This window comes from Paraburkholderia caffeinilytica (assembly GCF_003368325.1).
GTDB lineage: Bacteria > Pseudomonadota > Gammaproteobacteria > Burkholderiales > Burkholderiaceae > Paraburkholderia > Paraburkholderia caffeinilytica.
Window position 1 is genome coordinate 4,332,447 of sequence record NZ_CP031467.1, and the last position, 23,752, is coordinate 4,356,198.

At 63.6% G+C, this 23,752-nt stretch carries 22 protein-coding genes; 16 read left to right on the forward strand and 6 right to left on the reverse strand.

The genetic code is table 11. The features are described 5' to 3' along the window. The first annotated feature begins 61 nt into the window (after positions 1-61). The 4 genes from DSC91_RS35675 (at position 62) to DSC91_RS35690 (ending at position 3,341) form a co-directional block, all read left to right on the forward strand. Entirely contained in the window at positions 62-1,096 is a 1,035-nt protein-coding gene (locus tag DSC91_RS35675) for a DNA polymerase III subunit delta' (RefSeq protein ID WP_115783147.1), read from the forward strand. Between the two features lie 105 nt (positions 1,097-1,201). Beyond that, a complete protein-coding gene (locus tag DSC91_RS35680; RefSeq protein WP_115783148.1) occupies positions 1,202-1,720 on the forward strand; it encodes a GNAT family N-acetyltransferase in 519 nt (172 codons plus the stop codon). A gap of 38 nt (positions 1,721-1,758) precedes the next feature. Beyond that, positions 1,759-2,550 carry a TatD family hydrolase gene (locus DSC91_RS35685; RefSeq protein ID WP_115783149.1) on the forward strand — a complete coding sequence of 264 codons (792 nt, stop codon included), beginning with the start codon at positions 1,759-1,761 and terminating at the stop codon, positions 2,548-2,550. 50 nt (positions 2,551-2,600) lie between these two features. Next, on the forward strand, positions 2,601-3,341 hold the full coding sequence (locus DSC91_RS35690; RefSeq protein WP_115783150.1) for an ankyrin repeat domain-containing protein: 741 nt from the start codon (positions 2,601-2,603) through the stop codon (positions 3,339-3,341). Positions 3,342-3,396: 55 nt separating this feature from the next. Here DSC91_RS35690 and DSC91_RS35695 read toward each other — a convergent pair whose 3' ends face one another. Next, complete coding sequence (locus DSC91_RS35695; protein WP_115783151.1) at positions 3,397-3,663, reverse strand: hypothetical protein; 267 nt, start codon at positions 3,661-3,663, stop codon at positions 3,397-3,399. On the opposite strand from DSC91_RS35695, the gene DSC91_RS35700 reads away from it, so the two are divergent. The 4 genes from DSC91_RS35700 to DSC91_RS35715 all read left to right on the forward strand — a co-directional run bounded on the left by DSC91_RS35700 (position 3,662) and on the right by DSC91_RS35715 (position 8,511). Continuing rightward, a complete protein-coding gene (locus tag DSC91_RS35700) occupies positions 3,662-4,018 on the forward strand; it encodes a Rap1a/Tai family immunity protein (RefSeq protein WP_115783152.1) in 357 nt (118 codons plus the stop codon). The genes DSC91_RS35695 and DSC91_RS35700 overlap by 2 nt on opposite strands. 478 nt (positions 4,019-4,496) lie before the next feature. Next, positions 4,497-5,909, forward strand: coding sequence for an alpha,alpha-trehalose-phosphate synthase (UDP-forming) (otsA, locus tag DSC91_RS35705; RefSeq protein ID WP_115783153.1), 1,413 nt, complete (start codon positions 4,497-4,499; stop codon positions 5,907-5,909). A 67-nt stretch (positions 5,910-5,976) separates the two neighbouring features. Continuing rightward, on the forward strand, positions 5,977-7,143 hold the full coding sequence (locus DSC91_RS35710) for an AAA family ATPase (protein WP_115783154.1): 1,167 nt from the start codon (positions 5,977-5,979) through the stop codon (positions 7,141-7,143). Positions 7,144-7,443: 300 nt separating this feature from the next. Beyond that, entirely contained in the window at positions 7,444-8,511 is a 1,068-nt protein-coding gene (locus tag DSC91_RS35715) for a glycosyltransferase family 4 protein (RefSeq protein WP_115783155.1), read from the forward strand. A 108-nt stretch (positions 8,512-8,619) separates the two neighbouring features. Here DSC91_RS35715 and DSC91_RS35720 read toward each other — a convergent pair whose 3' ends face one another. The 3 genes from DSC91_RS35720 to DSC91_RS35730 all read right to left on the reverse strand — a co-directional run bounded on the left by DSC91_RS35720 (position 8,620) and on the right by DSC91_RS35730 (position 10,610). Beyond that, complete coding sequence (locus DSC91_RS35720; RefSeq protein WP_115783156.1) at positions 8,620-9,207, reverse strand: BPSL1445 family SYLF domain-containing lipoprotein; 588 nt, start codon at positions 9,205-9,207, stop codon at positions 8,620-8,622. Between the two features lie 366 nt (positions 9,208-9,573). After that, entirely contained in the window at positions 9,574-10,020 is a 447-nt protein-coding gene (locus DSC91_RS35725) for a hypothetical protein (protein WP_115783157.1), read from the reverse strand. Positions 10,021-10,313: 293 nt separating this feature from the next. Then, positions 10,314-10,610 (reverse strand): PsiF family protein, encoded by a 297-nt coding sequence (locus tag DSC91_RS35730; protein WP_115783158.1) that lies wholly within the window; start codon positions 10,608-10,610, stop codon positions 10,314-10,316. Positions 10,611-11,058: 448 nt separating this feature from the next. Between DSC91_RS35730 and DSC91_RS35735 the strand changes: the two genes are divergently transcribed. Both DSC91_RS35735 and DSC91_RS35740 read left to right on the forward strand, forming a co-directional pair. After that, complete coding sequence (locus DSC91_RS35735) at positions 11,059-11,355, forward strand: YciI-like protein (RefSeq protein ID WP_115783159.1); 297 nt, start codon at positions 11,059-11,061, stop codon at positions 11,353-11,355. 583 nt (positions 11,356-11,938) lie between these two features. Further along, positions 11,939-13,084, forward strand: a complete 1,146-nt coding sequence (locus DSC91_RS35740; RefSeq protein WP_115783160.1) for a transposase — start codon at positions 11,939-11,941, stop codon at positions 13,082-13,084. 325 nt (positions 13,085-13,409) lie between these two features. Here DSC91_RS35740 and DSC91_RS35745 read toward each other — a convergent pair whose 3' ends face one another. After that, complete coding sequence (locus DSC91_RS35745; protein WP_115783161.1) at positions 13,410-14,963, reverse strand: mannose-1-phosphate guanylyltransferase/mannose-6-phosphate isomerase; 1,554 nt, start codon at positions 14,961-14,963, stop codon at positions 13,410-13,412. Positions 14,964-15,017: 54 nt separating this feature from the next. After that, complete coding sequence (locus DSC91_RS37765) at positions 15,018-15,398, reverse strand: hypothetical protein (RefSeq protein ID WP_162831522.1); 381 nt, start codon at positions 15,396-15,398, stop codon at positions 15,018-15,020. Between the two features lie 212 nt (positions 15,399-15,610). Between DSC91_RS37765 and DSC91_RS35750 the strand changes: the two genes are divergently transcribed. The 6 genes from DSC91_RS35750 (at position 15,611) to DSC91_RS35775 (ending at position 23,653) form a co-directional block, all read left to right on the forward strand. Continuing rightward, positions 15,611-17,008, forward strand: a complete 1,398-nt coding sequence (locus DSC91_RS35750; RefSeq protein ID WP_115783162.1) for an undecaprenyl-phosphate glucose phosphotransferase — start codon at positions 15,611-15,613, stop codon at positions 17,006-17,008. Positions 17,009-17,070: 62 nt separating this feature from the next. Continuing rightward, positions 17,071-18,525 (forward strand): UDP-glucose dehydrogenase family protein, encoded by a 1,455-nt coding sequence (locus tag DSC91_RS35755; RefSeq protein WP_115783163.1) that lies wholly within the window; start codon positions 17,071-17,073, stop codon positions 18,523-18,525. Between the two features lie 48 nt (positions 18,526-18,573). Next, complete coding sequence (locus tag DSC91_RS35760) at positions 18,574-19,029, forward strand: arsenate reductase/protein-tyrosine-phosphatase family protein (protein ID WP_115783164.1); 456 nt, start codon at positions 18,574-18,576, stop codon at positions 19,027-19,029. Further along, positions 19,023-20,273 carry a polysaccharide biosynthesis/export family protein gene (locus DSC91_RS35765; protein ID WP_373291932.1) on the forward strand — a complete coding sequence of 417 codons (1,251 nt, stop codon included), beginning with the start codon at positions 19,023-19,025 and terminating at the stop codon, positions 20,271-20,273. The genes DSC91_RS35760 and DSC91_RS35765 overlap by 7 nt, the downstream gene beginning before the upstream one ends. 131 nt (positions 20,274-20,404) lie before the next feature. Continuing rightward, positions 20,405-22,630 (forward strand): polysaccharide biosynthesis tyrosine autokinase, encoded by a 2,226-nt coding sequence (locus DSC91_RS35770; protein ID WP_373291935.1) that lies wholly within the window; start codon positions 20,405-20,407, stop codon positions 22,628-22,630. A 90-nt stretch (positions 22,631-22,720) separates the two neighbouring features. Beyond that, positions 22,721-23,653, forward strand: a complete 933-nt coding sequence (locus DSC91_RS35775; protein ID WP_115783166.1) for a glycosyltransferase family 2 protein — start codon at positions 22,721-22,723, stop codon at positions 23,651-23,653. Positions 23,654-23,752: the final 99 nt, after the last annotated feature.

Here is a 23,752-nt window from a genome sequence, read left to right on the forward strand (position 1 = left end):
CGACGAAGTTCGCCTGATGCTTCATAAAGCTGCGTCAACCGATTGATTTAAAAGAGAAACGATGATTTATCCGTGGCAAGCCGATGACTGGAGCCGCCTGCAGCAGTTGCGCGGGCATTGGCCACACGCCTTGCTGCTGCATGGCCAGGCGGGGATCGGCAAGCTGCGCTTCGCGCAGCACCTCGCGCAAGGGCTTTTGTGCGAGGCGCAGCAGGCCAACGGCGAGCCGTGCGGCGCATGCGTGGCGTGCAACTGGTTCACGCAGGGCAATCACCCCGACTATCGAATCGTCGTGCCGGAAGCGTTGGCCGCCGAAGCCGGTCTCGCTAACGCCGCCGACGAAAAAGCCGAGAAAGCCGACGCCGACGAAGGCAAGAAGACCCGCGCGCCCAGCAAGGAGATCAAGATCGAGCAGATTCGTGGTTTGCTCGATTTCGTCGGCGTGGGGTCGCATCGCGGCGGTGCCCGCGTGGTCGTGCTGTATCCCGCCGAGGGGCTCAACATCGCCGCGGCCAACGCGCTCCTGAAAACACTCGAAGAACCGCCGGCGGGCGTCGTGTTCTTGATGGTGTCGGCGCGCATCGACCGCCTGCTGCCCACCATCATCAGCCGCTGCCGCCAGTGGCCGATGACCGTACCCGCGCCGGACGTCGCCACGAAGTGGCTCGCGGCCCAAGGCGTCGCCGAAGCGCCCGCGCTGCTCGCCGAGGCCGGCGGCGCGCCGCTCACGGCCCTCGCGCTGGCGAGCGACGAGAACCGCGCGCTACGCGACTGGACCCTGAAGCAACTGGCCGCCGGCGCCGAGTGCGACGCCTTCGCCTGCGGCGAGGCGCTGCAGAAACTGCCGGTGCCGCTCGTGCTCGGCTGGCTCCAGCGCTGGATGTACGATTTGCTGGCGCAGCGCACGGCCGGCACGCCGCGCTATTTTCCGCAGGCGTCGACGGCCTTGTCGCGCTGTGCGTCGCAAGCCGATGCCAGCGCGTTCGCGCGCTTCATGCGCACGGTGACGCGCCAGCGCGCGGTCGAGAACCATCCGCTGAACGCTCGGCTGGTGTTCGAGGAGCTGTTTATCGGCTACCGCGAGTTGTTCGCGTAAATCTTTTGTGGGCGGACGGTGTGTGCAAGGCTGGCGCGCCTGACTGCGCCGCGCCGGCCCGCGTCTCTGTCCGCTGATTCGTCTTCCATCTCACGCCAAATCACCATGAGCCTTTCCTACCGCGATGCCACACTCGACGATCTGCCCGCGATCGTCGCCATCTACAACTCGACCGTGCCGTCGCGGCAAGTCACCGCCGATCTGGAGCCGGTGAGCGTCGAAAGCCGCCTGGCGTGGTTTCATGCGCACGGGCCGGACAAGCGTCCGCTGTGGGTGGTGGAAGATCCGCAGCAGTCCGGCCGCGTCATCGCGTGGTTGAGCTTCTCGGATTTCTATGGCCGCCCGGCCTACCAGCGCACCGCCGAAGTCAGCATCTATCTCGACGAGCGCGCGCGCGGCAAGGGGCTCGGCAAGCAGTTGCTGGCGGCTTCGCTCGCGGCGGCGCCGGCGCTCGGCGTCGATACCGTGCTGGGTTTTATCTTCGGCCACAATGAAGCGAGCCTGCGCCTGTTCCGCAGCTTCGGTTTCGACACGTGGGGCTCGCTGCCGCGCGTCGCGGTGCTGGACGGCGTGGAGCGCGATCTGGTGATTCTCGGCAAGCGGCTCGGGCCGGCCGCCGCCTGACCGGCGGACAGATTCACATTTATCAGCAGGACATCATCATGTTTGTCGATTCGCACTGCCATATCAACTTCGAAGGACTCGCCGACCGCCTCCCGCAGGTGCTCGAGAACATGCGCAGCCATTCGGTCACGCATGCGCTGTGCGTATCGGTCGATCTGGAGACGCTGCCTTCCGTGCTGGAGATCGCCAGCCAGTACGAGAACGTGTATGCGTCGGTTGGCGTGCATCCGGATCACGAGGACATGCGCGAGCCGAGTCTCGCCGAACTTGTCGAGCTGGCCGGGCATCCGAAGGTGGTCGCGATCGGCGAGACCGGGCTCGACTACTACCGCCTGGAGGGCCGCACCATCGCCGATATGGAATGGCAGCGCGAGCGTTTTCGCACCCATATCCGCGCGGCGCATGCCACGAAAAAGCCGTTGATCATCCACACGCGGTCGTCGTCGGAAGACACGCTGCGCATCATGGCCGAGGAGCGCGCGAGCGAGCCGGGCGGCGTGATGCATTGCTTTACCGAGCCGTGGGCGGTCGCCGAGCAGGCGTTGGCGCAGAATTTTTATATTTCGCTGTCGGGCATCGTCACGTTCAAGAGCGCGACCGACGTGCAGGACGTGGCGCGCCGCGTGCCGCTCGAACGTTTGCTGATCGAAACCGACTCGCCGTATCTCGCGCCCGTGCCGTATCGCGGCAAGCCTAATGAACCTGCGTACGTAAGTTATGTCGGACGCTTCATCGCGCAGCAACGCGAGATGCCGGAGACGGCGCTGGCCGCCGCGACGACGCAAAACTTTTTCCGGCTCTTCAATATTCCCGCGCCCGCTGGCGCGTGACGCAAAGCTGATATATATCAAAAGGATAGGGAAGTTTCCTAAAGCAAAATATGACGAATCATCCGACTTCGATCGCCGCGTTTCAAGAGACTTCAGCCGTGCAAACGGCACGCGGTTCGGCGCGCCGCTACGCCTCGCGCCTCGCGCTGGCCGCCACCTTCGCCTGCGCGGCTTTGAGTTCGCTGGTCGCCGCGCCGGTTCAGGCCGCGCCGATCGACTCGCTCATCAAGTCGGTCAAATTCGACGACGTCAACGGCGTCAACAAACTGCTCGCCAAGGGCATGGACCCGAACAGCGTCGACAACCAGGGCATCCCGCTGCTGGTGATCGCCGCGCGCGAGAAGTCGGACAAGGTGGGCGCGGTGCTGATCGCCAATCCGAAGACCGACATCGAGATAGAGGACAAGGCGGGCGAAAACGCGATGATGATGGCCGCGCTGAATGGCGACCTCGACTTCGTCAACCTGCTGATCGCGAAGGACGCCGAGGTCAACAAGAAGGGCTGGGCGCCGTTGCACTACGCGGCGGCGAACGGCCACGACGATATCGTCAAGGTGCTGCTCGACCATTCGGCCTACGTCGACGCCGGCTCGCCGAACGGCACCACGCCACTGATGATGGCCGCACGCGGCGGTCATGTGTCGACGGTCAAGCTTTTGCTCGATAACGGCGCCGACCTCACGGTGAAGAACCAGATTGGCCTCACCGCGCTCGATTTCGCGAAGACCTACAAGGAGCCGGATGTGGTCGAAGGCCTCACCGCGCGCCTGCAGCAGATGCAACAGAAGTAAGCTGTGCGACGAGCCGGAGGACTGGCTGCCGGATTGCAGGTCGCCGGTCATCCGGTCATCCGGCCGCCGGGTCGCCAGTCGCGCGAGCGCCGGCCGCCTGGTTGTTGATCGACGGGTATCTGGCTGGCGGCTGCCGGATCGCCGGCCGCCGAATACCCAGCCGCCGGATACCTGAACCAAAAAAATTGCCTGAAGATAGCGCCTGTTGGCATGCCTGCCGCTCCACAAAACAGTGCAGAATGACGACTTGGCGCGTTGCGAGGCGCGCCGGTTCGATGCGGCGCAAGACCGCCTGATAAACGACCCTGGAAAGGAACACCATGCTGCGGGCTTTGATTTTCGCCAGCGCGCTTGCCGTACCGCTATCGGCAGCCGCGTTTACGGGAGGCGACCTCAACAAGCTGTGCACGAAAACCGATGTGGCATCGCGTAGCGCGTGTGCCGCGTATATCGAAGGCGCCGCCGACGGCATCTTCAATACGATCGACGCGATCGGCGGCACCACCGGGCCGCGCGTCGGCCAGTACTATTGCCTGCCGCCGGACGCGCGCTCGGCGCAACTCACCGACGCGGTGCGCAAGTACATCGCCGAGAATCCGATCGTCGCAGGCTATAACGCGAGTACGGCGATCTCGCTCGGGCTCGGCAAGGCATTCCCTTGCAAGAGCGGCAACTGATCGCGCGGTTGATTTGAATGTGCTGTGCGTTTGATCTGAATGTGCTGTGAATCGTGACTGACGTCCGCGCCGCGTGCTCGCGTCGGGCACACCGGGCAAGCAGGGCACGCCAGGCACACCGGGCATTTCAGTTCGCGTTGAAATCCGCTTCCATGCCGGCTCAAAGCCGGTCGCCTGCTTTCAGAAACGACTGCCTCGGGCAGCTTTCCCCAGTCCGTGCGGACGAACGCCTGCGATCCCGCGAGGCGTGCCGCGGCGGATGCATCGAACCATGAACCGCGCACCGCTGCTTTAAAGTTCGATAGCGCCAGTGCCGCCTGCGAGGCGCGACCTTCGAGTTCCATGAACTACCGTCGCTGGCGCGCCGCTTGCGCATGTCCCGAGATCGCATCGGCAAACAGATGAGTGCAACTGATCGGACACCCGAGCGGTCGAACTGTCCATCTGACTCACGAATCTGCCAGGGAGGACGACCAACATGGGCCGACTGATCGTCGTGTCGAATCGCGTCGCGACGCCGACGGAGACCAAGGGCTCGGCGGGCGGCCTCGCGGTCGGCGTGTTCGGCGCGCTGAAGGACGCGGGAGGCGTGTGGTTCGGCTGGAGCGGCGACGTGGTGAGCGAGACCGTCGCCAACGCCGGTCCGACACTTGAGCAGGACGGCGCGGTGACCTTCGCGACTGTGGGGCTTACGCGCAAGGATTACGACCAGTACTACCGCGGCTTTTCGAACGCGACGCTATGGCCCGTGTTCCACTACCGCAACGACCTCGCGCGCTACGAGCGCGAAGAGTATGCCGGCTACCGTCGCGTCAACGCATGGCTTGCGCACAAGCTGATCAAGCTGCTCGAACCCGACGATGTCATCTGGATCCACGACTACCATCTGATTCCGTTCGCCGAAGCGCTGCGCTCCGAAGGCATCACGAACCGCATCGGGTTCTTCCTGCACATTCCCTTTCCCGCGCCGCAGATTCTGCTCAACATTCCGCCGCACGAAGAGTTGGTGAAATCGCTGTCGTGCTACGACCTGCTGGGCTTCCAGACCGCGACCGACGAACTCGCTTTCCACGACTACGTGACGCGCCACGCCCGTGGCGCCGTGAGCGAGGGCAATCACGTGGAAGCCTTCGGTCGCAAGCTGCGAACCGGCGTCTATCGGATCGGCGTGTTTCCCGACGAGATCGCCGAGCAGGCGAGGCGCTACGAAAGCCGCCAGCACGTGCTCGATCTGAAGCAGAGCCTGGAGGGCCGCAAGTTGATCATGAGCGTCGACCGCCTCGATTATTCAAAGGGGCTCGTCGAGCGTTTTCGCGCCTTCGAGCAATTGCTGGAACGCTCGCCCGAATGGCGCGGCAACGTCACGCTGGTGCAGATCGCGCCGCCGACCCGTTCCGACGTCGCGACCTATCAGAAGATCCGCCAGGACCTCGAATACGAGGCGGGGCGCATCAACGGCCGTTATTCGGGCCTCGACTACACGCCGATCCGCTATCTGAATCAGCAGTACGACCGCTGGAAGCTGATGTCGCTGTTTCGCGAGTCGCAGATCGGTTTTGTCACGCCCTTGCATGACGGCATGAACCTGGTCGCGAAGGAATATGTCGCCGCGCAGAATCCGGACGATCCGGGCGTGCTGGTGCTGTCGATTTTCGCCGGCGCGGCGGCGGAGTTGACCGGTGCGCTGCTGGTCAATCCGCACGACGCGATCGGCATGTGCGAAGCCCTGCAGCGCGCGCTGCAAATGCCGCTCGATGCGCGCCAGCGGCGTCACGAGATCAATATGGCGGCGCTGCGCAAGAACGATCTCGGCGTGTGGCGCGATACCTTCCTGAACGATTTGCGCAGCGTGCCCGTGCAGACGCCGGGCAAGGGCGGTGGGCACAAGTGATGGTGCGTTTGAACGGAATGGTTTTATCGAGCGCCTGGCAGCGCGTGTTTGATCGAAAGGCGGGCGCATGTTGAGGACGTTGGCCATCGCGGGGTACCGGTCGCTGCGCGAGTTGATCGTGCCGCTCGGGCAGTTGAATGTCATCACGGGGGCGAACGGCAGCGGCAAATCGAGCGTGTATCGTTCGCTGCGTCTGCTGGCCGAGACGGCGCGCGGCGGGGTGATTACGTCGCTTGCCCGTGAGGGTGGCTTGCAATCCACCTTGTGGGCCGGTCCCGAACGTTTCTCGCGCGCGGTGCTGGCCGGCGAATTGCCCGTCGAGGGCACGCGCCGGAAAGACCCGGTGAGTCTGCGGCTCGGGTTTTCCGGCGATGAGTTCGGCTATGCGATCGATCTTGGGTTGCCGGCGCTCGACGGGGTCACCCGCTTTCCGCTCGACCCCACGATCAAACGCGAGTGCATCTGGAGCGGCCCGGTGTTGCGGCCGTCGGCCTTGCTGGTCGACCGGCACGGCGCGGCGTTGCGCACGCGTGACGAGCAGGGCGAGTGGCAAACCATTCCTCAACCCGTCGCGAGCTTCGACAGCATGATGACGGAGTTCTCCGACCCACGGACCGCTCCCGAGATGATCACGGTGCGCGAGCAGATTCGCTCATGGCGCTTTTACGATCACTTCCGCACCGATGCCGAAGCGGCCGCGCGTCTGCCGCAGATCGGCACGCACACACCGGTGCTCGCCAACGACGGCGCGGATCTCGCGGCGGCCTTGCAAACCATTCGCGAGATCGGCGACCCGGTTGCGCTCGATGCCGCCGTCGACGACGCCTTTCCCGGTTCGCGCCTCGACGTCGTCTCGCAGGACGGCCGCTTCGAAGTATCGATGCAGCAACACGGCCTGCTGCGGCCGCTGAAGGGCGCGGAGCTGTCGGACGGCACCTTGCGTTATCTGCTGCTGGTGGCCGCGCTGCTGACGCCGCGCCCGCCCGCGTTGCTCGTGCTGAACGAACCGGAGACGAGCTTGCATCCGGACCTGCTGCCGGCGCTGGCTCGCCTGATTGCGCGCGCTTCCGCGCATTCCCAGGTGCTGGTGGTGTCGCATGCGGTGCGGCTGATCGCGGCGCTCGAACGGGAAGACGGCAGCCAGTCGATCGTGCTCGAGAAGCACTTCGGCGCGACCCGCATCACGGACGCGGACGATCGCGACCTGCCGGCGTGGAAATGGCCGGCGCGATAGCCGTGGTTAAGCGACTTGGTGAAGGAGCATGGGTAAGTGCGGGAGGTAAGTGACGTAACGGAGCGACGTGCCGAAGCGGATAATAGGCACACCCTCGGATGTAAGCTGAATGTAACAGCGCACAGGAATTGCAAAGCCGACGGTTTTTCGTTCAGCCCTGGTGAATAATGCTGTGATGCGGATGGTGCAGGAGGACGCCCGGCGTTCACTGCATTGATGGAGAAGGACCGGCGCTGTCATCAGCAGCGCCGCTGACGTGCACCGCCATCGGCGCGAGCCGTCAGTTCACGGAGACAAAATATGAAGATTGCGCAGATCGCCCCCTTGACCGAATCGGTGCCGCCGAAGCTATACGGCGGCACGGAGCGCGTCGTGTCCTACATCACCGAGGCGCTCGTCGATCTCGGCCATGACGTGACGCTGTTCGCGAGCGGCGACTCCGTCACGAGCGCGAAGCTGGAACCCGTCTGGCCGCGCGCGCTGCGTCTGGACCCGGGGATCCGCGACCGCATCGCGCCCCACATGCTGTTGATGGAACTGGTGCGCCGCCAGGCCGAGAACTTCGACGTGCTGCACTTTCACCTCGACTACTACTCGTTTTCGGTCTTCAAGCGCCAGGAGACGCCCTTCGTCACGACGATGCACGGCCGCCTCGACTTGCCCGAGCAACAGCCGGTGTTCGACACCTTCAACACCGCGCCGGTGATCTCGATTTCAAATGCGCAGCGTCATCCGTTGCCGCAGGCCAAGTGGCTTACCACCGTCTATCACGGTCTGCCGGAGCAGCTCTACACGCCGCAGCCGGTCGAGCAGAAATACCTCGCGTTTCTCGGCCGTATCTCGCCGGAAAAACGCGTCGATACCGCGATCCGCATTGCCGGGCGCTGCGGGATGCAGATCCGCATTGCCGCGAAAGTGGATGCCGCCGACCGCGAATACTTCGAGCGCGAAATCCGGCCGTTGCTGGATCTGCCGTATGTCGAGTTCATCGGCGAAATCGCGGATAACCAGAAGGCCGAGTTTCTTTCGGGCGCGCATGCGCTGCTGTTCCCGATCGACTGGCCGGAGCCGTTCGGCCTCGTGATGATCGAAGCGATGGCCTGCGGCACGCCGGTGATCGCGTTCAACCGCGGCTCGGTGCCGGAAGTGCTGGACGACGGTGTGACCGGCTTTATCGTCGAGGACGAAATCGGAGCGGTGGCGGCGGTGAATCGCCTGCACAAGATGCCGCGGGCGGGCGTGCGGCAACGCTTCGAAGAGCGTTTCACGTCGCACCGGATGGCCCAGCAGTATGTGGATGCGTATCAGTCGGTGATTCGCGCGCAGAAGCGTTCGCGCTTCAAGGTGATCGACACGTCGGGGAGTTGAGCGGCGTAAGACGGGCTCACGCGGCACAATGAAACAGAACGGCGACGTGCAATGCGCATCGCCGTTTTTTATTGCCGCGGCCCTCAGGACTCGGGAGCGGCCAGGCGCCTAGATCTTCAGGCGCGATACCTTGGTGCCCTGCAGCGAGACATCGGCCATCAGGCCGGCATTGGTCAAGATGAAGACTTCGACCGGCGCGGTCGCCGTGGTCGTGTCGATCGCGCCGTTGGCGCCCATCTTCACCAGCGCGACCGAGGCGTCGCCGCCTGCCGACCAGCCGTCGGCATTGCGGAATGTGTCGAGCGAGTCCTGCGTCATGAACAGGAAGACGATGGCCTTCGATTGCGCGCCCGCCTGCAGGCCGAACGAACCGGAAACCGTGCTGTAGTAGCCCACCGTGCCGCCGCCCACGCGCAGCGCGCCTTCGCCATACTGGCCGCCCACGATGAAGCCCACTTGCAGTACCGACGGAAACACGAGAACGCCGCGCGCCTTGGAAACGAGTTCGCGCGAACCCTTCACGGTCGTGAACAGGCGCGACATGGTGCCGTCGACGCTGGCGTCGATCGACTGCCGTTTGGAGGCATCCGTGGAGGGCGTGCTGGGGTTGCCGCTGTTAGTCGTACAACCGGCGAGTGCAAGGCCCCCGAAAGCGAGCGCAGCGGTAGTCTTCAACATGAAGTTTCGTCTTTGCATCGTTTTTCTCCATCATGGTTCCTGGGCACAACCTCATATGGTGCTGCCGGGTTGCCTTTGAGTTATATCACACGCAAGCGCGCGGGGCGTACTTCGTCGTTTGGCGAAAAGCCTTGTGTGGCGGGGGTTTGCGACCCATCGTAAAGCGCGTCGATGTAATTTTGACCGGTCGCGGGAGAGCGTTGGGAGAAGCTCGGACAGCGCGTTCGAACGGGCTCCCGGCGAATTCCGCCGCGCACGGACCGGCGCTTCGGCGGCCGGGCGCAAACCGTATCGTGGACCGTTTTTTACCGATTTTTTCGCGGTCACGGTTCGCGTTGAAATCGAACTGAAAGTGTTGCCTCGACGCAGCACCCGCACGCATCCTCATCCATGGTTTGCCGGACTTTTGACCGGCGGCCGCCGCAGCGCGCGGCGAATCATGCCGATCAATACGCCGATCAGGAACAGCGCGACGGCCGGCACGATCCAGTACCCGACGAACGCGTGCCAGAGGTAAGCCATGAGCGTGGAGCGGCGCACGCTGTATTCGTTGCGGGCGTCCTGCTGACGTGGCGCATTGGCGGCCAGCACATTGGCAGGGCAGCCGGCGGCTTGCGCTTCGTCGGGCTTGCCGTGGCAGCGCGCGGGCGCGCCGGCGGCGCGTTGTGCGTCGGTGAAATTCCAGGTGGTCAGCGCGCGCTCGAGGTCGACGGCGTTATATGCCATTTCCTCCCGGATCTCGCTGACCGCAACGATCGCCACGGGCACGGCCCAGAATATGATGACGACCAGCCACCGCCTCAACCAGCGGTTTTTATGCTTCGATACCATCCTTGCCTCCGAGCGGTGCTGTGCAGCACCAACGACAAGATGGCGGCCCGTCTAATGTTGTGTGTGGGGGTGGGCCGTCTCCGCAGCCATCATAGAAGAAAAACGCCGCGTTCGCGCGGCTGGACTGCGAAGGCGTGGGTCGCGCGAGGGCGGCCGCGGGGCGGATCCGCGGTGACGGAGAACAGGGGGAGGGACAGAAGAAAGACAGTGGCCACGCCGGAAAAAGGCGTGGCCCTGTTCGAGCAATGCGCGGTTAGGCAATCGGCGTGCGGGCCACGCCGATTGCCTCGTGTTCAGTTAGCCGGTGCGGACGACAGGCAGGTCTTCATGAAGGCCTTGCGGTCGTCGCCCTTCTTGCCGGCGGCTTGCGTGTTGCACGCCTTCATCTTGTCCTGCTGGCTCATCGGCGCGGCGGCGGCCGGCTTGGCGGACAGGCAGGTCTTCATGAAGGCCTTGCGGTCGTCGCCTTTCTTGTCGCCGGCCTGCTTGTTACAGTCGGCCATTTTCGTTTGCTGGCTGTTCTGCGCGAACACCGGCGAAACGAGGACAGTACCCAGCACCAGCGCAGCGATAGCGGATTGGATTTTCATGTGACACTCCATCGGTGGTGAAAACGTTTTTTGATCGTTCATGCGCCTGGGCGTCAACGGCGTCCAGGCCCCCTCGGCACGTCCATTACGGCAAATGCTGTCTGCCAGAACGGACAAAAGGGCATTCCGGTTGACAGGCGCTCACGCTGGTTTTCCCCTACGCGGCGGGGATCGCGGCGCTCCGGGAGATAAAACGGTTGAGTAGCGGTCGTGTAAGAATATGTTATGCAATCCGGATTAATTGGTGATGCGCATGGAAATGAATTAGGCCGCCATGATTCCATATGGGCGATCAAATTCCAAACATTCGATTTGCATTGCTGCAGATGCAAATGAATAAGAAATCGGCAGAAAATCCCGTTGACGATCATAGGGGTAATCTTGACTGAATTTCCGGCGCCCATGCGCCGCCGGTCGTCACCGTTACACAAGCCCAAGGAGGCTCGCCATGCACTACCTGTTGATGTATGAACTCGTACCGGACTACCTCGAACGGCGTGGCACGTATCGCTACGCCCATCTGGCGCTCGCCTGGGCGGCATCGGAACGCGGTGAGTTGCAACTGGCCGGAGCCCTGGCCGAGCCTGCGGACACGGCCGTTCTGCTCTTCAAAGGCGATTCTCCCGAAGCCGCCGAAGCCTTTGCCAGAGCCGATCCCTATGTGCTTGCGGGGCTCGTGGCGCGCTGGCGCGTACGCCCGTGGACGACCGTGGTGGGCGAGAGCGCGGCGAACCCGGTCCGCTAGAAGCAGGTCGATCGGCCTGCGCTCGCACGGCCTCGAAGGGAAGGCGAACGGCATGCGCGAGCGCTGCGTTCGCCCCAACCACCATTGCGCCCCGATGGCACTCAGGTGCTGTCGAAACACCGCGCCCCGGCATTTCCCTGTTGGGAAAAATACGTTCAAAACGCATCGAAATGCGTTGTGACTCAAATGTCGATTTCGTAAATGCCATTCGTCTTCGTTGCCGCGCCATTGTGCTGTGCAATAGCGTCTTTCGGTGCCGGAACCGACGATAGTTCTGTTACGGCAATACGAGAAATGACGCAGCAAAAAGGACAAGTTTGTTTCCATCCGTAACACTTGTCTCAAGGATATTCACGCAAACCCTGGTGATGGTATGCTTCGTGCACAAATTCTCCCATGCACGAGTGAGACCACGTTTTGTGCTTCGCAATAGGGACAAACCGCACTAACCCAGTGCGACATTGACCCGCAAACAGAACGTACAAAACATATTTGTGCAACCGCGGGCTGCACACGGATCGTGAAAGTTGAATCCGTGGCCGCCCAAAGCCGCGGCCCGGCCAGGCCGCGTGGAGAAAACCCAATGTTTTTCGATGAGCTAAGCAATGACGAATGGGCGCTGCTGGCAGCGCTTGTCTCTGATGAGCCGGCCGTCCGTCTGAACCGACGCGGCCGGCCCCGCGCCGAACCGCGCATCGTGGCGAATGCCGTTCTGTGGATCCTGACAACTGGCGAACCCTGGTCGAAGCTGCCGGGCCGTTATCCGTCGGGCCCTACATGCCGGCGCCGTTTTGAAGAATGGCAGTTGAACGGCACCCTGCTCGAGATGGTTCGGCTGTTATCGCAAACCGGGCGCACTTTCGCGTACGTCCCGCAACCGGCGCCGCCCGTCGCGGCCAAACCGGCAGCACCGGCAGCAGAAACCCCCAGCGTTCGCGACGAAGGTCTGCGCGGTGTGTCGTGGAAAAGTCCCGAGTCATGGCAGGCGCCCGGCGTGTCGAGCAGCCTGAGCACCTGGCGTTCGGCCGATCCGTTCGCCGATATCACGCGCCAGTTGTCCGGGCTGACGAATCTGCCGCCGGCATCGCGCGCGCCTTCGGCACCTACGGCACGGCCCGCCATGCGCGCCGGTCTGCAGGACATGGAGGAGGTGCGGGCGGTGGACGCGGCAATGCACAGCCTGGATTCGGCCATCATGTCGGCACGCCGCACGCAACAGCTTGAAGATCAGCGTAGCTCGCTGTCGATGAGCCTCGCGCCACGCGGCACACAAGTCGCCGACCGGCGCGGCTATGTGATCTACGTTGCGGCGGAGCAGGTGCCCAACGCCATGTATCGCGCGTGGGCGGAGATCATGAAGGACGGCAAACGCGTCGAGCGTTCCGGCCTCGTCGGCCCGCGCTTTGCCGAGGCTGAGGCGGCGGAGCAACACGCGCTCGAATGGGCGCGGCAGTGGATCGACCGTGAATGCCGCACACAGGCGGCAGCCGAGGCCGCGCCTGCAGTTAATGTGAATGGAGCGGCGGCTGCGGTGGCGCGTCCGTTGCCGGCCATGCGTCATGTGCCGGAGCCGGTCGCGGTGAATCACGGCGGGCCTTTGCACGGTCCCCTCAATGCGTTCCGCGGACCGCTGCGCCGTTATCCCGGCGAACCGGCCGCATCCACGACCGAAAGCAGTGCATCGGATCGTTTTCCGTCGTACCCAGAACTCATCTCCCATGCGGGATGAGCACGGCGGCTAGCACGGCTGTAAGCGCGGCTATAAATGCAGCGGCTGGCACGGCTGTAAATGCGCCAGTTAGCACGACTGCAAGCGCGCCGATCAGCGCAGCAGTACCCCGCGGCCGTCAGGAGCAACTGCCGCAGGTTCCCGCTTTATCCGTTGTGAATCATGAGTGTTGCGACTGGCATTGACTGGCGTTGATGGACTTCGCCAGAACGTTGCATTGGCTCGGATTCGACGATGGTTCAACCGTGGTTCAGCGTGACGCGCCGGCATCCTTCACCGGCGGTCCTGATTGGCGAGCGTCAGCGGCATCCGTCAGTCGCGTGCTTCATTGACGTCCATACGTGTCGTCGAAGCGCACGATATCGTCTTCACCGAGATACGAACCCGACTGCACCTCGATCATTTCGAGCGGCATCTTGCCCGGGTTCTCGAGACGGTGGGTGACGCCCAGCGGAATATAAGCCGATTCGTTTTCGGAGACGATGAAGCGCTCTTCACCCCGTGTGACGAGTGCGGTGCCGCGCACGACGATCCAGTGTTCCGCGCGGTGATGATGCATCTGCAACGAAAGCCGCGCGCCCGGTTTCACGACAATGCGTTTGACCTGGAAGCGCTCGCCGGTGTCGACGGAATCGTAGTTGCCCCACGGGCGATGCACCTTGCGATGGTTGGTCGCTTCGAGTCCGCCATCGTTGCGAATCCGTCCGACGATCTTCTTGACGTCCTGCACGCGCGATTTGTCGGCGACCAGAATCGCATCGGCCGTTTCGACCACCACGAGATCCTGCGTGCCGACGCAGGCGATCAGGCGTCCTTCCGAATGCGCGAAGGTCGAGCTTGCTCCTTCGAACATCACGCGGCCGCGGCCCACGTTCCGATCGGCGTCTTTCTCCGAGATGTCCCAGATCGCGTCCCACGAACCCACGTCCGACCACCCCGCTTGCAACGGCACGACCACGCCGGATGCGGCAGTCTGATCGTTGCCGAGCTTCTCCATCACCGCGTAGTCGATCGAATTGGACGGCGAGGCGCTGAACGCATCGCGTTGCAGGCGGAAGAAATCGCCGTCCGCCTTGCCGCTTGCGAAGGCGACTTCGCAGGCTTCATAAATCGCCGGCTGGAAATGGCGGATCGCCTTGAGCCAGGTCGACGCGCGCATGATGAAAATGCCGCTGTTCCACCAGTATTCCTGCGATTCGATATAACGCTGCGCCAGTTCCAGATGCGGTTTTTCGACGAAGCGATCGAGCTTGTGCGCGCCGATCCGGGCGGCCGTATCGGCGTCCGTTGCGCGCGCGTCATTAGGCATGCCAAGCGCCGCGCCGATGCGAATGTAGCCGTAACCCGTTTCCGCGCGCGTCGGCACGATGCCCATCGTCACGATATGACCCGCTGCCGCATGGTGCACGCCGGCGACCACCGCCGCTTGAAAACCGTCGCTGTCGGTCACCGCGTGATCGGCGGGCATCACGACCATGATGCCGTCCCCGTCCTGCGCGGCGATCGAAAGGGCGGCCACCGTCAGCGCCGGCGCCGTATCGCGTCCGGCAGGTTCGAGAATCAGCCGGGTCGGCTTGCCGCTCGTGCGCAATTGCTCGGCCGTGGTGAAGCGCTGTTCTTCGTTGGCCACCACGACGAGTTGCTCGGCGAGCGGATGACCGGCTTCGAGCCCGTCGAGCCGGCGGGTGGTCGATTGCAGCAGCGAGTCGTCGCCGAGCAGGCCAATCAGTTGTTTCGGATGCTGCTCGCGCGACATCGGCCACAACCGTGTGCCTGAGCCGCCCGCCAGAATCACGGGGTGAACCTTGAGCTTGACGTTAAGGGGCATAGCTTGCGTGGACCGGGTGTCGGCGGGCGTGGCCGTAACCGGAGCTGTCATGATGGACTCCTCGAGGCTGGGTGAATGCGTCGAGTTTTATCACGAAGTACGGAATCAATAAAAGCGTGTTAAATGGAAACTATATAAATCGTCTAATAAAATTATCCGCTCCGTGAAGAAAAAATGTCCAAACGATTTTTTAAAAAGAAAAATTAACCGAAAAAAATCGAGGGTCATTTTTTTATCTGCCGGCATGCGACAGAATGAGGGCGAAAGCCGAGGCGTAAGCTTCGTAGGAAAACGGCAGGATTTGCCCGATTCGGCCTCCAGAAAGGCGCTGAATGAGATTGCCAAACGCCGATTCGGTAACAATTGCCGAACAAAATTCAGAAAAAATACCGAAACTTTGACCGATACATTTTGAGATATTTTGCTGTCTTGCAGTCCGAATTTTAATATCGCTTTATCTATACCTGTACAAGGGTATTCACTCATTCAGACACCTGCTCCCCGAATCGTCCGTTCAGGAATTTTTTTAATCTGAAGGGCGGCGGGGCAATTAACACCGGTTCAATCAGTTTCGCGTCGCGCATTGATTCGCAGACGCGAATACCGGCGTTGCGCCTCCGGCGGCAGGACGTGATGAGCGTGACGGGAATTCAACCAACCAACGGATGGCACTTGACTGACGAACTGAGGGGCAGCACATGCTGAGCGTTCTATCGAGAATCATCGACATCGCGATGGTCGCGCTCGGCGCGGCCATCGCGACGGCCGTGCACAGCGGGAAATTGGCGTGGCTTGACGACGTCCAAAGCGTGTCGCTCGCGTTCGACTGCCTGCTCGTGGTGGTGTTCTTCCCCGCGCTTGGGATCTATCAGTCGTGGCGCGGCAAGCCGCTGTACGACCTGCTGTGCCGCGTCGCGGGCGGCTGGGTCATGGTGGAGATCACCGGCATCCTGATCAGCTTCAGCCTGCACCGTTCGGACAGCCTGTCGCGTTTGTGGCTTTTCTACTGGGCGATCGCCACGATCGTGCTGCTGATCGTCACCAAGGTGATCGTCTATTCGATCCTGCGCGGACTGCGCCGCGAAGGGTTCAATCAGCGCGCGGTGGCGATCGTCGGCGGCGCACCGTATGGCCGCTTTCTGATCGAACAGATGCGTGGCCGTCCGGAAGCGGGTTTTAGTCCCGTCGTGGTGTTCGACGAGGAGGGCACGATCAACCCTTATGAAGACCCGGATGCGAGCGACGCGATCGAAGGCGTGCCGGTCGAGCGCGATTACGCGCGGATGCTTCAACTGGTGCGCCAGCGCGCGATTCGCGAACTGTGGCTCGCGCTGCCGATCTCGAAGGAGAAGGCGATCCATCGCTTCGTGATGGACCTCAAGCATGACTTCGTGAACATCCGTTTCATTCCGGATGTGCGCAGCCTCACGCTCTTCAATCAGCCGATGGTCGATCTGCTCGGCGTGCCGGCGATCAACCTGGCCGCCTCGCCGATCACCGATCTGCGCGTGCTGCCCAAGCGGGTCTTCGACCGGCTGTTCGCATTGGGGGCCTTGACCGCGCTGGCGCCGGTGATGCTGGTGATCGCGGTGATGGTGAAGCTGAGCTCGCCGGGTCCGGTGTTCTTCCGCCAGAAGCGCAAGGGCATCGACGGCAACCAGTTCGAGATCTACAAGTTTCGCTCGATGAAGATGCACAAGGAAGAGGCCGGCAAGATCACTCAGGCCACGCGGCGCGATCCACGCATCACCGCGGTCGGCGCGTTCCTGCGGCGCACCAGCCTCGACGAATTGCCGCAATTCATCAACGTGCTGCGCGGCGAGATGTCGGTAGTGGGGCCGCGCCCTCACGCGCTCGAACACGACGACATCTACAAGGACCTGGTGAAGGGCTACATGCACCGTTACCGGATCAAGCCGGGCATCACCGGGTGGGCGCAGATCAACGGCTATCGCGGCGAGACCGATCGCATCGAAAAGATGATGGGCCGCGTCAAGCTGGATCTGTACTACATGCAGCACTGGACCTTCTGGCTCGACATCAAGATCGTCGTGCTGACGTTGTGGAAGGGCTTTGTGGGCAGCAACGCATATTGAGCAGCAGCCGCGCGACACGCGGCCGCTCTTCCGAATCAACTCCATTTTCCGAGGTGTAATACATGAACCTGACGATCATCGGTAGTGGCTACGTAGGCCTCGTAACAGGCGCATGTCTCGCCGACATCGGCCACGACGTGTTCTGTCTCGACGTCGATCAGCGCAAGATCGACGTGCTCAACAACGGCGGCGTGCCGATCCATGAACCGGGTCTGCAGGAGATCATCGCGCGCAATCGCCGTGCCGGCCGCCTGAAGTTCTCGACCGACGTCGAGGCCGCGGTCGCGCACGGCGACATCCAGTTCATCGCGGTCGGCACGCCCTCCGACGAAGACGGTTCCGCCGACCTGCAATACGTGCTCGCCGCCGCGCGCAATATCGGCCGCCATATGACGGGCTTCAAGGTGATCGTCGACAAATCGACGGTGCCGGTCGGCACGGCTTCGCGCGTGCGCGACGTGATCGCCGAGGAACTGGCCACGCGCCACGCGAGCCACATGTTCTCCGTGGTGTCGAATCCGGAGTTCCTGAAGGAAGGCGCGGCCGTGGAAGACTTCACGCGTCCCGACCGCATCGTGCTCGGCTGCGATGAGGACGTACCCGGCGAGAAGGCCCGCGAGCTGATGAAGCGCCTCTATGCGCCGTTCAACCGCAATCGCGAGCGCACGCTGTACATGGACGTGCGTTCGGCCGAGTTCACCAAGTACGCAGCCAACGCGATGCTCGCCACGCGTATCTCGTACATGAACGAGCTCGCGAATCTGGCCGACCGCGTCGGTGCGGATATCGAAGCGGTGCGCCGCGGCATCGGTTCCGATCCGCGCATCGGCTACGACTTCCTGTATGCCGGTTGCGGCTACGGCGGCTCGTGCTTCCCGAAAGACGTGCAGGCGCTGATTCGCACGGCGGCCGACCACAAGGCCAATCTGCGCATTCTCGAAGCGGTGGAAGCCGTCAACGACACGCAGAAAAAGATCCTCGCGCAGAAGATCGTCGATCGCCTCGGCGAAGACCTTTCGGATCGCACCTTCGGCGTGTGGGGCCTCGCGTTCAAGCCGAACACCGACGACATGCGCGAAGCGCCGAGCCGTCCGCTGATCGCCGAACTGCTGCGCCGCGGCGCGCGCGTGAAGGCCTACGACCCTGTCGCGATCGACGAATCGAAGCGCGTGTTCGCGCTCGATCTGAAGGACGTGCCGCAACAGCATGCACGTCTGTCGTTCGTGAACGAGGAAATGGAAGCGGCCGAGGGCGCCGATGCCCTGGTGATCCTCACCGAATGGAAGGTCTTCAAGAGTCCGGACTTCGGTTCGCTCAAGGAGAGCCTGACCACGCCGCTGATTTTCGACGGACGCAATCTGTACGAGCCGGACGCGCTGCTCGAACTCGGGATCGAGTATCACGCGATCGGCCGTCAGCACGCGCTGCGCAATGCACCGGCGAAGGTCGGCGCGAACGGCCTGCCGGTCACGGCAGACGCGGTCGATACGGTCGATACGGTCGAGGCCGGCCAGTAAATTGGCCAGTAAGCCGCCGCGCCGCCACGCCTCATTCAGGAGCCCGCCATGTTCGCCAACGTTCTGATCGTCTGCCACGCCAACGTGTGCCGTTCGCCCGCCGCCGAGATGCTGTTCAAGGCCCGGCAGCACGCGCCGTCGCGGCCCTCGTCAGCGCCGATCGCGTTTCATTCGGCGGGTCTGCGCGCCACCAACGGCCACGCCATGGACCCGGTGATGCGGCGCCTGCTCGCCGAGCAGGGCGTCGCCTCCGGCATCCACTATTCGCGGCGGCTCGACCGCCGGCTCGTGCGCGCAGCCGACCTGGTGCTCGTCAGCGAGCGCGCGCAGGTGAGCGCGGTCGAAGCGCTCGATCCGGCCTCGCGCGGCAAGGTCTATCCGCTCGGCAAGTGGGAAGCCGACTCCGACGTCGCCGATCCGCACGGCGGCAGGGAGGCCGATTATAGGGAGAGTCTCGTGCTCATCGAACACCTGGTCATGGGATGGCTGAAGAAAATATGCTGATGAAACAACGCACTGCACACACATTCGCGAACATCGATTCGACGGGCTTCAAATCGACGGGTCTTAAATCGAAATTCGCCGCCACGCTTTTGCTGACGTCCTTTCTGTCGGCCTGCGCTACCGCACCTGGCAATTACCTCGATACGTCCCGTCTGAAAGACGACGGCCAGCACCAGGGGCAGCAAGCCAACGAAACCTATCCGGTTCATCTGATCGACGGCCCGCTGGTTGCCGCGCAAGCGCAGGCGCAAGCCAGCGCCGCGCAGCAGGCGTTGCCGGCCTCGCACTTCACCGACCCGTCGCAGTACGTGTACCGGCTCGCGCCGCAGGACATTCTCGGCATCACCGTGTGGGACCACCCTGAATTGACCACCCCGCAGGGCAGCACGCTGTCGTCGGGCGGCAACACCACGCAGAGCGTCGCAGGCGCCTTGCAGCAGCCGTACACGGCCGCGCTGCCGGGCCAGGCCGATCCCTACGGTCAGACGATTGCCCCGGACGGCACGATCTTTTTCCCGTTCGTCGGCCGTATCAAGGCCGCGGGCAAGACGGTGGGCGAGGTGCGCGATCAGTTGAGCACCGGCCTCGTGCGCTACATCCGCAATCCGCAGGTCGACGTGCGCGTGCTGTCGTACCGCGGCCAGAAAGTGCAGGTGACCGGCGACGTCAAGACGCCGGGCCCGCTCGCCATCAGCGACGTGCCGCTCACGCTGGTCGACGCGATCACGCGCTCGGGCGGCACCAACACCGACGCCGACATTCAGCGTGTGCGCCTCACGCGCAACAACAAGCTGTATGTGCTCGACGCCAACCGCATGCTCGACCAGGGCGACACCACGCAGAACGTCATGCTGCAAAACGGCGACGTGATCAACATCCCGGATCGCAGCGACAGCCGCATCTTCGTGATGGGCGAAGTGAAATCGCCGATCCAGTTGCCGATGGTGAAGGGCCGCCTGACGATCGCCGACGCGCTCACCCAGGCGGGCGGCATTCTCGACACGGACGCCAATCCGCGCCAGATCTTCGTGATGCGCGGCATGCGCGAGCATCCGACCACGCCGGACGTGTACCGCCTCGACATGACGCAGCCCGACGCGATCATGCTGTCGTCCCAGTTCCAGTTGCAGCCGATGGACGTCGTGTATGTGGGCACCGCCGCTTCGACCACGTTCAACCGTGTGTTGCAGCAAGTTCTGCCGACCGTCCAGACGCTGTTCTATCTGAAGCAGTTGACGAAATAGCCGTCTGAGCCGTCGACAGGCCCGCGCCGCTCTCAAAGGGCGCGGGACCGAAGCAAACGCCAGGGCAAGCGCGCAAGCACATGCCAGGGCACACGCTGAAGCCCACGCCGAAGCAACCGAAACGGGATCGAATTGTGAGCACTCAAATCTCTCCACACATGGCCGGTCCGATCAAGACCGAAGAAGAGGACGTCGTCCTCGGGCAACTGGTGCAGGTGATCCTCGACGACATCTGGTGGCTGATCGCGATCGCCGCGGTGATCGTCGGGCTGGCAGCCGCGTACTGCTTCCTCGCCAAGCCGATCTATTCGGCCGATGCGCACGTGCGGGTCGAGCAGTCCGACAACACCTCGCAGGCGCTCACGCAGACGCAGACGGGCGCGGCGATCACCACCGGCTCGACTTCGCTGCCGACCGACGCCGAAATCGAAATCATCAAGAGCCGCGGCGTCGTGGGTCCGGTGGTCCAGCAACTGAAGCTGAACTTCAGTGTCGTGCCGAAGACGATTCCGCTGCTCGGCAGCATCGCCGCGCGCATGGCGAGCCCGGGGCAACCGGCGCCGCCGTGGCTGGGTTTGTCGTCGTACGCATGGGGCGGTGAAGATGCCGAGGTCGATTCGATCGACGTGGTGCCGGCGCTCGAAGGCGCGAAGCTGACGATGAAGGTGTTCGACGAGCAGCACTACGAACTCTACGCAGAGAACGGCTCGCTGCTGCTGCGCGGCCAGGTCGGTCAGCAGGAGCAGGGCGGCGGCGTGACGATCCTCGTCAGCAAGCTGGTGGCCCGTCCGGGTGAAGAGTTCACGGTGACGCGCTTTAACGACCTCGACGCGATCACCGCGTTCCAGTCGGCGATCACCGTACAGGAGCAGGGCAAGCAGACCGGCGTGATCCAGATCTCGCTGGAAGACAAGAGTCCGGAGCACGCCGCGCTGGTGGCCAATGCGCTCGCGCAGTCGTATGTGCGCCAGCACGTGTCGAACAAGCAGGTCGACGCGAGCAAGATGCTCGATTTCCTGAAGAGCGAAGAGCCGCGCCTGAAGTCCGATCTCGAACGCGCCGAGGCCGCGTTGACCGCTTACCAGCGTCAATCCGGCTCGATCAATGCGAGCGACGAAGCCAAGGTCTACCTCGAAGGCAGCGTGCAGTACGAACAGCAGATCGCCGGCTTGCGTCTGCAGATGGCGCAACTGACCGAGCGTTACGGCGACGACCATCCGATGCTCGTGACCGCGCGCCGGCAGATGGCCGAACTGGAGGCGCAACGCGCCAAATACGCTGATCGCTTCCGCGATCTGCCGGCCACCGAAGTGAAGGCCGTGCAGCTGCAACGCGACGCGAAGGTGGCGGAAGACATCTACGTGCTGCTGCTCAATCGCGTGCAGGAGTTGTCGGTGCAGAAGGCCGGTACCGGCGGCAACGTGCATATCGTCGACCAGGCCATGCGCCCGGGCGTGCCGGTCAAGCCGAAGAAGGTGCTGATCCTCTCGGCCGCGGTGATTCTGGGCCTGATCTGCGGCACCGGTTTCGTGTTCCTGCGCCGCAATATGTTCAAGGGGATCGACGACCCCGACCATATCGAGCGCGCGTTCCATCTGCCCGTGTACGGTCTCGTGCCCCTGAGCGCCGAGCAGGCGGTGCTCGAAAGCAGCTTCCAGCGCGGCGGCGAACGCCTGCGCTCGGTACTGGCGAATGCGCGGCCGAAGGACGTCACGATCGAAAGCCTGCGCAGCCTGCGCACGTCCATGCAGTTCACGATGCTGGACGCGAAGAACCGCATTGTCATGCTGACCGGTCCGATGTCCGGCGTCGGCAAGAGCTTCCTGACCGTCAATCTGGCGGTGCTGCTGGCGAACTCGGGCAAACGCGTGCTGATGATCGACGGCGACATGCGTCGCGGCGTGCTCGAACGTTACATGGGCGGTGCACAGGACAACGGTCTGTCGGAATTGCTGAGCGGGCAGATCTCGCTCGAGGAAGCGATCCGCCCGTCGAACGTGGAAGGCTTGAGCTTCATCTCGTGCGGCCGGCGTCCGCCGAATCCGTCGGAGCTGCTGATGTCGCCGCGTCTTCCGCAGTATCTGGACGGCCTCGCCAAGCGCTACGACGTGATTCTCATCGACACGCCGCCGGTGCTGGCCGTGACCGATGCATCGATCATCGGCGCCTATGCCGGGTCGACTTTCTTCGTGATCCGCTCGGGCGAGCACAACGAAGGCGAAATCGCGGAAGCGCTGAAGCGCCTGCGCGCAGCCGGCGTGCATGTGCAGGGCGGCATCTTCAACGGGATGCCGGCGCGTGCGCGCGGCGGTTACGCCCGTGGCTATGCCGCGGTCGAGGAATATTTGAGCACCTGAATCTGAGTACCTGGGCGCCTGGGCGCAGAGCCAGCTGGCTGAGCCCGGTGTTCCGATTCAGCCGCGAACACGATTACAAAGGACATCACGATGAAAGTGACGGTACTGGTTCCGACTTACCGCCGCCCGGCCGACCTGGCGCGCTGCCTCGCGGCGCTGCAACGGCAGTCGCGCGCGCCGGACGAAGTGGTGGTGGTCGCGCGCGCCGACGACGAAGCGACCCATGCCTGCCTGCGCGACCCGGCGGTGCCGGGCGGGTTGTCGTTGTCCGTCGCGCTGGTGGACGTGCCCGGCCAGGTCGCGGCCCTGAATCGCGGACTGGATGCCGCCAACGGCGACGTGATCGCGATCACCGACGACGACGCCGCGCCGCACGTCGACTGGGTCGAGCGCATTGCCGCCGCGTTCGAAAGCGACGCGCGCCTGGGTGCGCTGGGCGGCCGCGACTGGGTGCATGAAAAAGGCCGCGTGCTCGACGGCCAGCGGCCGCTGGTCGGCAAGGTCACGGCGCACGGCAAGATCATCGGCAATCATCACCTGGGTGTGGGCGGTGCGCGCGAAGTCGACATCCTGAAGGGCGCCAACATGAGCTACCGGCGCGACGCGATTCGCACGATCCGTTTCGATCAGCGCCTGCGCGGCGCGGGCGCTCAGGTTCACAACGACATGGCCTTCAGCCTCGCCGTGAAGAACGCCGGCTGGAAGCTGACGTACGACCCGCGCGTGGCCGTCGACCATTTCCCGGCCGAACGTTTCGACGACGACCGGCGCGACGCGCAAACCATGGCGGCGTTGCGCAATGCCGCCTTCAACTTCCATCTGATCCTGCGCGATCAATTGCCGCCGCTGCGCCGCGAAACCGCGTGGTGGTGGTGGACGCTGGTGGGCACGCGCGTCTACCCGGGCCTCACGCATGCCGCGCTCGCACTGGTTTCGAAACAGGCGAGCCTGAGGCTGTCGCGCTGGCGCGCGGTGCGCACCGGCGCGCACGAGGCGCGCCGCGCGCTGTCCCGGACTGCGTGACCGCCGCGAGATTCCGCGTGCCCCAATCGTCCTGCACGTTCGTGCATCGGCACCGGCGCCTGTCCGCGCAGGCCGATGCCCCTTTCCACCGGCAGAGCG

What these genes read in the sequence shown, in the direction of transcription:
- DSC91_RS35775 (WP_115783166.1), top strand. Translation starts at nt 22,721, where the DNA reads ATGAAAGTGACGGTACTGGTTCCGACTTACCGCCGCCCGGCCGACCTG.
- DSC91_RS35675 (WP_115783147.1), top strand. Translation starts at nt 62, where the DNA reads ATGATTTATCCGTGGCAAGCCGATGACTGGAGCCGCCTGCAGCAGTTG.
- otsA (WP_115783153.1), top strand. Translation starts at nt 4,497, where the DNA reads ATGGGCCGACTGATCGTCGTGTCGAATCGCGTCGCGACGCCGACGGAG.
- DSC91_RS35720 (WP_115783156.1), bottom strand. Translation starts at nt 9,207, where the DNA reads ATGCAAAGACGAAACTTCATGTTGAAGACTACCGCTGCGCTCGCTTTC.
- DSC91_RS37765 (WP_162831522.1), bottom strand. Translation starts at nt 15,398, where the DNA reads ATGAGTGAATACCCTTGTACAGGTATAGATAAAGCGATATTAAAATTC.
- DSC91_RS35730 (WP_115783158.1), bottom strand. Translation starts at nt 10,610, where the DNA reads ATGAAAATCCAATCCGCTATCGCTGCGCTGGTGCTGGGTACTGTCCTC.
- DSC91_RS35700 (WP_115783152.1), top strand. Translation starts at nt 3,662, where the DNA reads ATGCTGCGGGCTTTGATTTTCGCCAGCGCGCTTGCCGTACCGCTATCG.
- DSC91_RS35735 (WP_115783159.1), top strand. Translation starts at nt 11,059, where the DNA reads ATGCACTACCTGTTGATGTATGAACTCGTACCGGACTACCTCGAACGG.
- DSC91_RS35680 (WP_115783148.1), top strand. Translation starts at nt 1,202, where the DNA reads ATGAGCCTTTCCTACCGCGATGCCACACTCGACGATCTGCCCGCGATC.
- DSC91_RS35685 (WP_115783149.1), top strand. Translation starts at nt 1,759, where the DNA reads ATGTTTGTCGATTCGCACTGCCATATCAACTTCGAAGGACTCGCCGAC.
- DSC91_RS35695 (WP_115783151.1), bottom strand. Translation starts at nt 3,663, where the DNA reads ATGGTGTTCCTTTCCAGGGTCGTTTATCAGGCGGTCTTGCGCCGCATC.
- DSC91_RS35715 (WP_115783155.1), top strand. Translation starts at nt 7,444, where the DNA reads ATGAAGATTGCGCAGATCGCCCCCTTGACCGAATCGGTGCCGCCGAAG.
- DSC91_RS35725 (WP_115783157.1), bottom strand. Translation starts at nt 10,020, where the DNA reads ATGGTATCGAAGCATAAAAACCGCTGGTTGAGGCGGTGGCTGGTCGTC.
- DSC91_RS35750 (WP_115783162.1), top strand. Translation starts at nt 15,611, where the DNA reads ATGCTGAGCGTTCTATCGAGAATCATCGACATCGCGATGGTCGCGCTC.
- DSC91_RS35690 (WP_115783150.1), top strand. Translation starts at nt 2,601, where the DNA reads ATGACGAATCATCCGACTTCGATCGCCGCGTTTCAAGAGACTTCAGCC.
- DSC91_RS35755 (WP_115783163.1), top strand. Translation starts at nt 17,071, where the DNA reads ATGAACCTGACGATCATCGGTAGTGGCTACGTAGGCCTCGTAACAGGC.
- DSC91_RS35760 (WP_115783164.1), top strand. Translation starts at nt 18,574, where the DNA reads ATGTTCGCCAACGTTCTGATCGTCTGCCACGCCAACGTGTGCCGTTCG.
- DSC91_RS35740 (WP_115783160.1), top strand. Translation starts at nt 11,939, where the DNA reads ATGTTTTTCGATGAGCTAAGCAATGACGAATGGGCGCTGCTGGCAGCG.
- DSC91_RS35745 (WP_115783161.1), bottom strand. Translation starts at nt 14,963, where the DNA reads ATGACAGCTCCGGTTACGGCCACGCCCGCCGACACCCGGTCCACGCAA.
- DSC91_RS35765 (WP_373291932.1), top strand. Translation starts at nt 19,023, where the DNA reads ATGCTGATGAAACAACGCACTGCACACACATTCGCGAACATCGATTCG.
- DSC91_RS35710 (WP_115783154.1), top strand. Translation starts at nt 5,977, where the DNA reads ATGTTGAGGACGTTGGCCATCGCGGGGTACCGGTCGCTGCGCGAGTTG.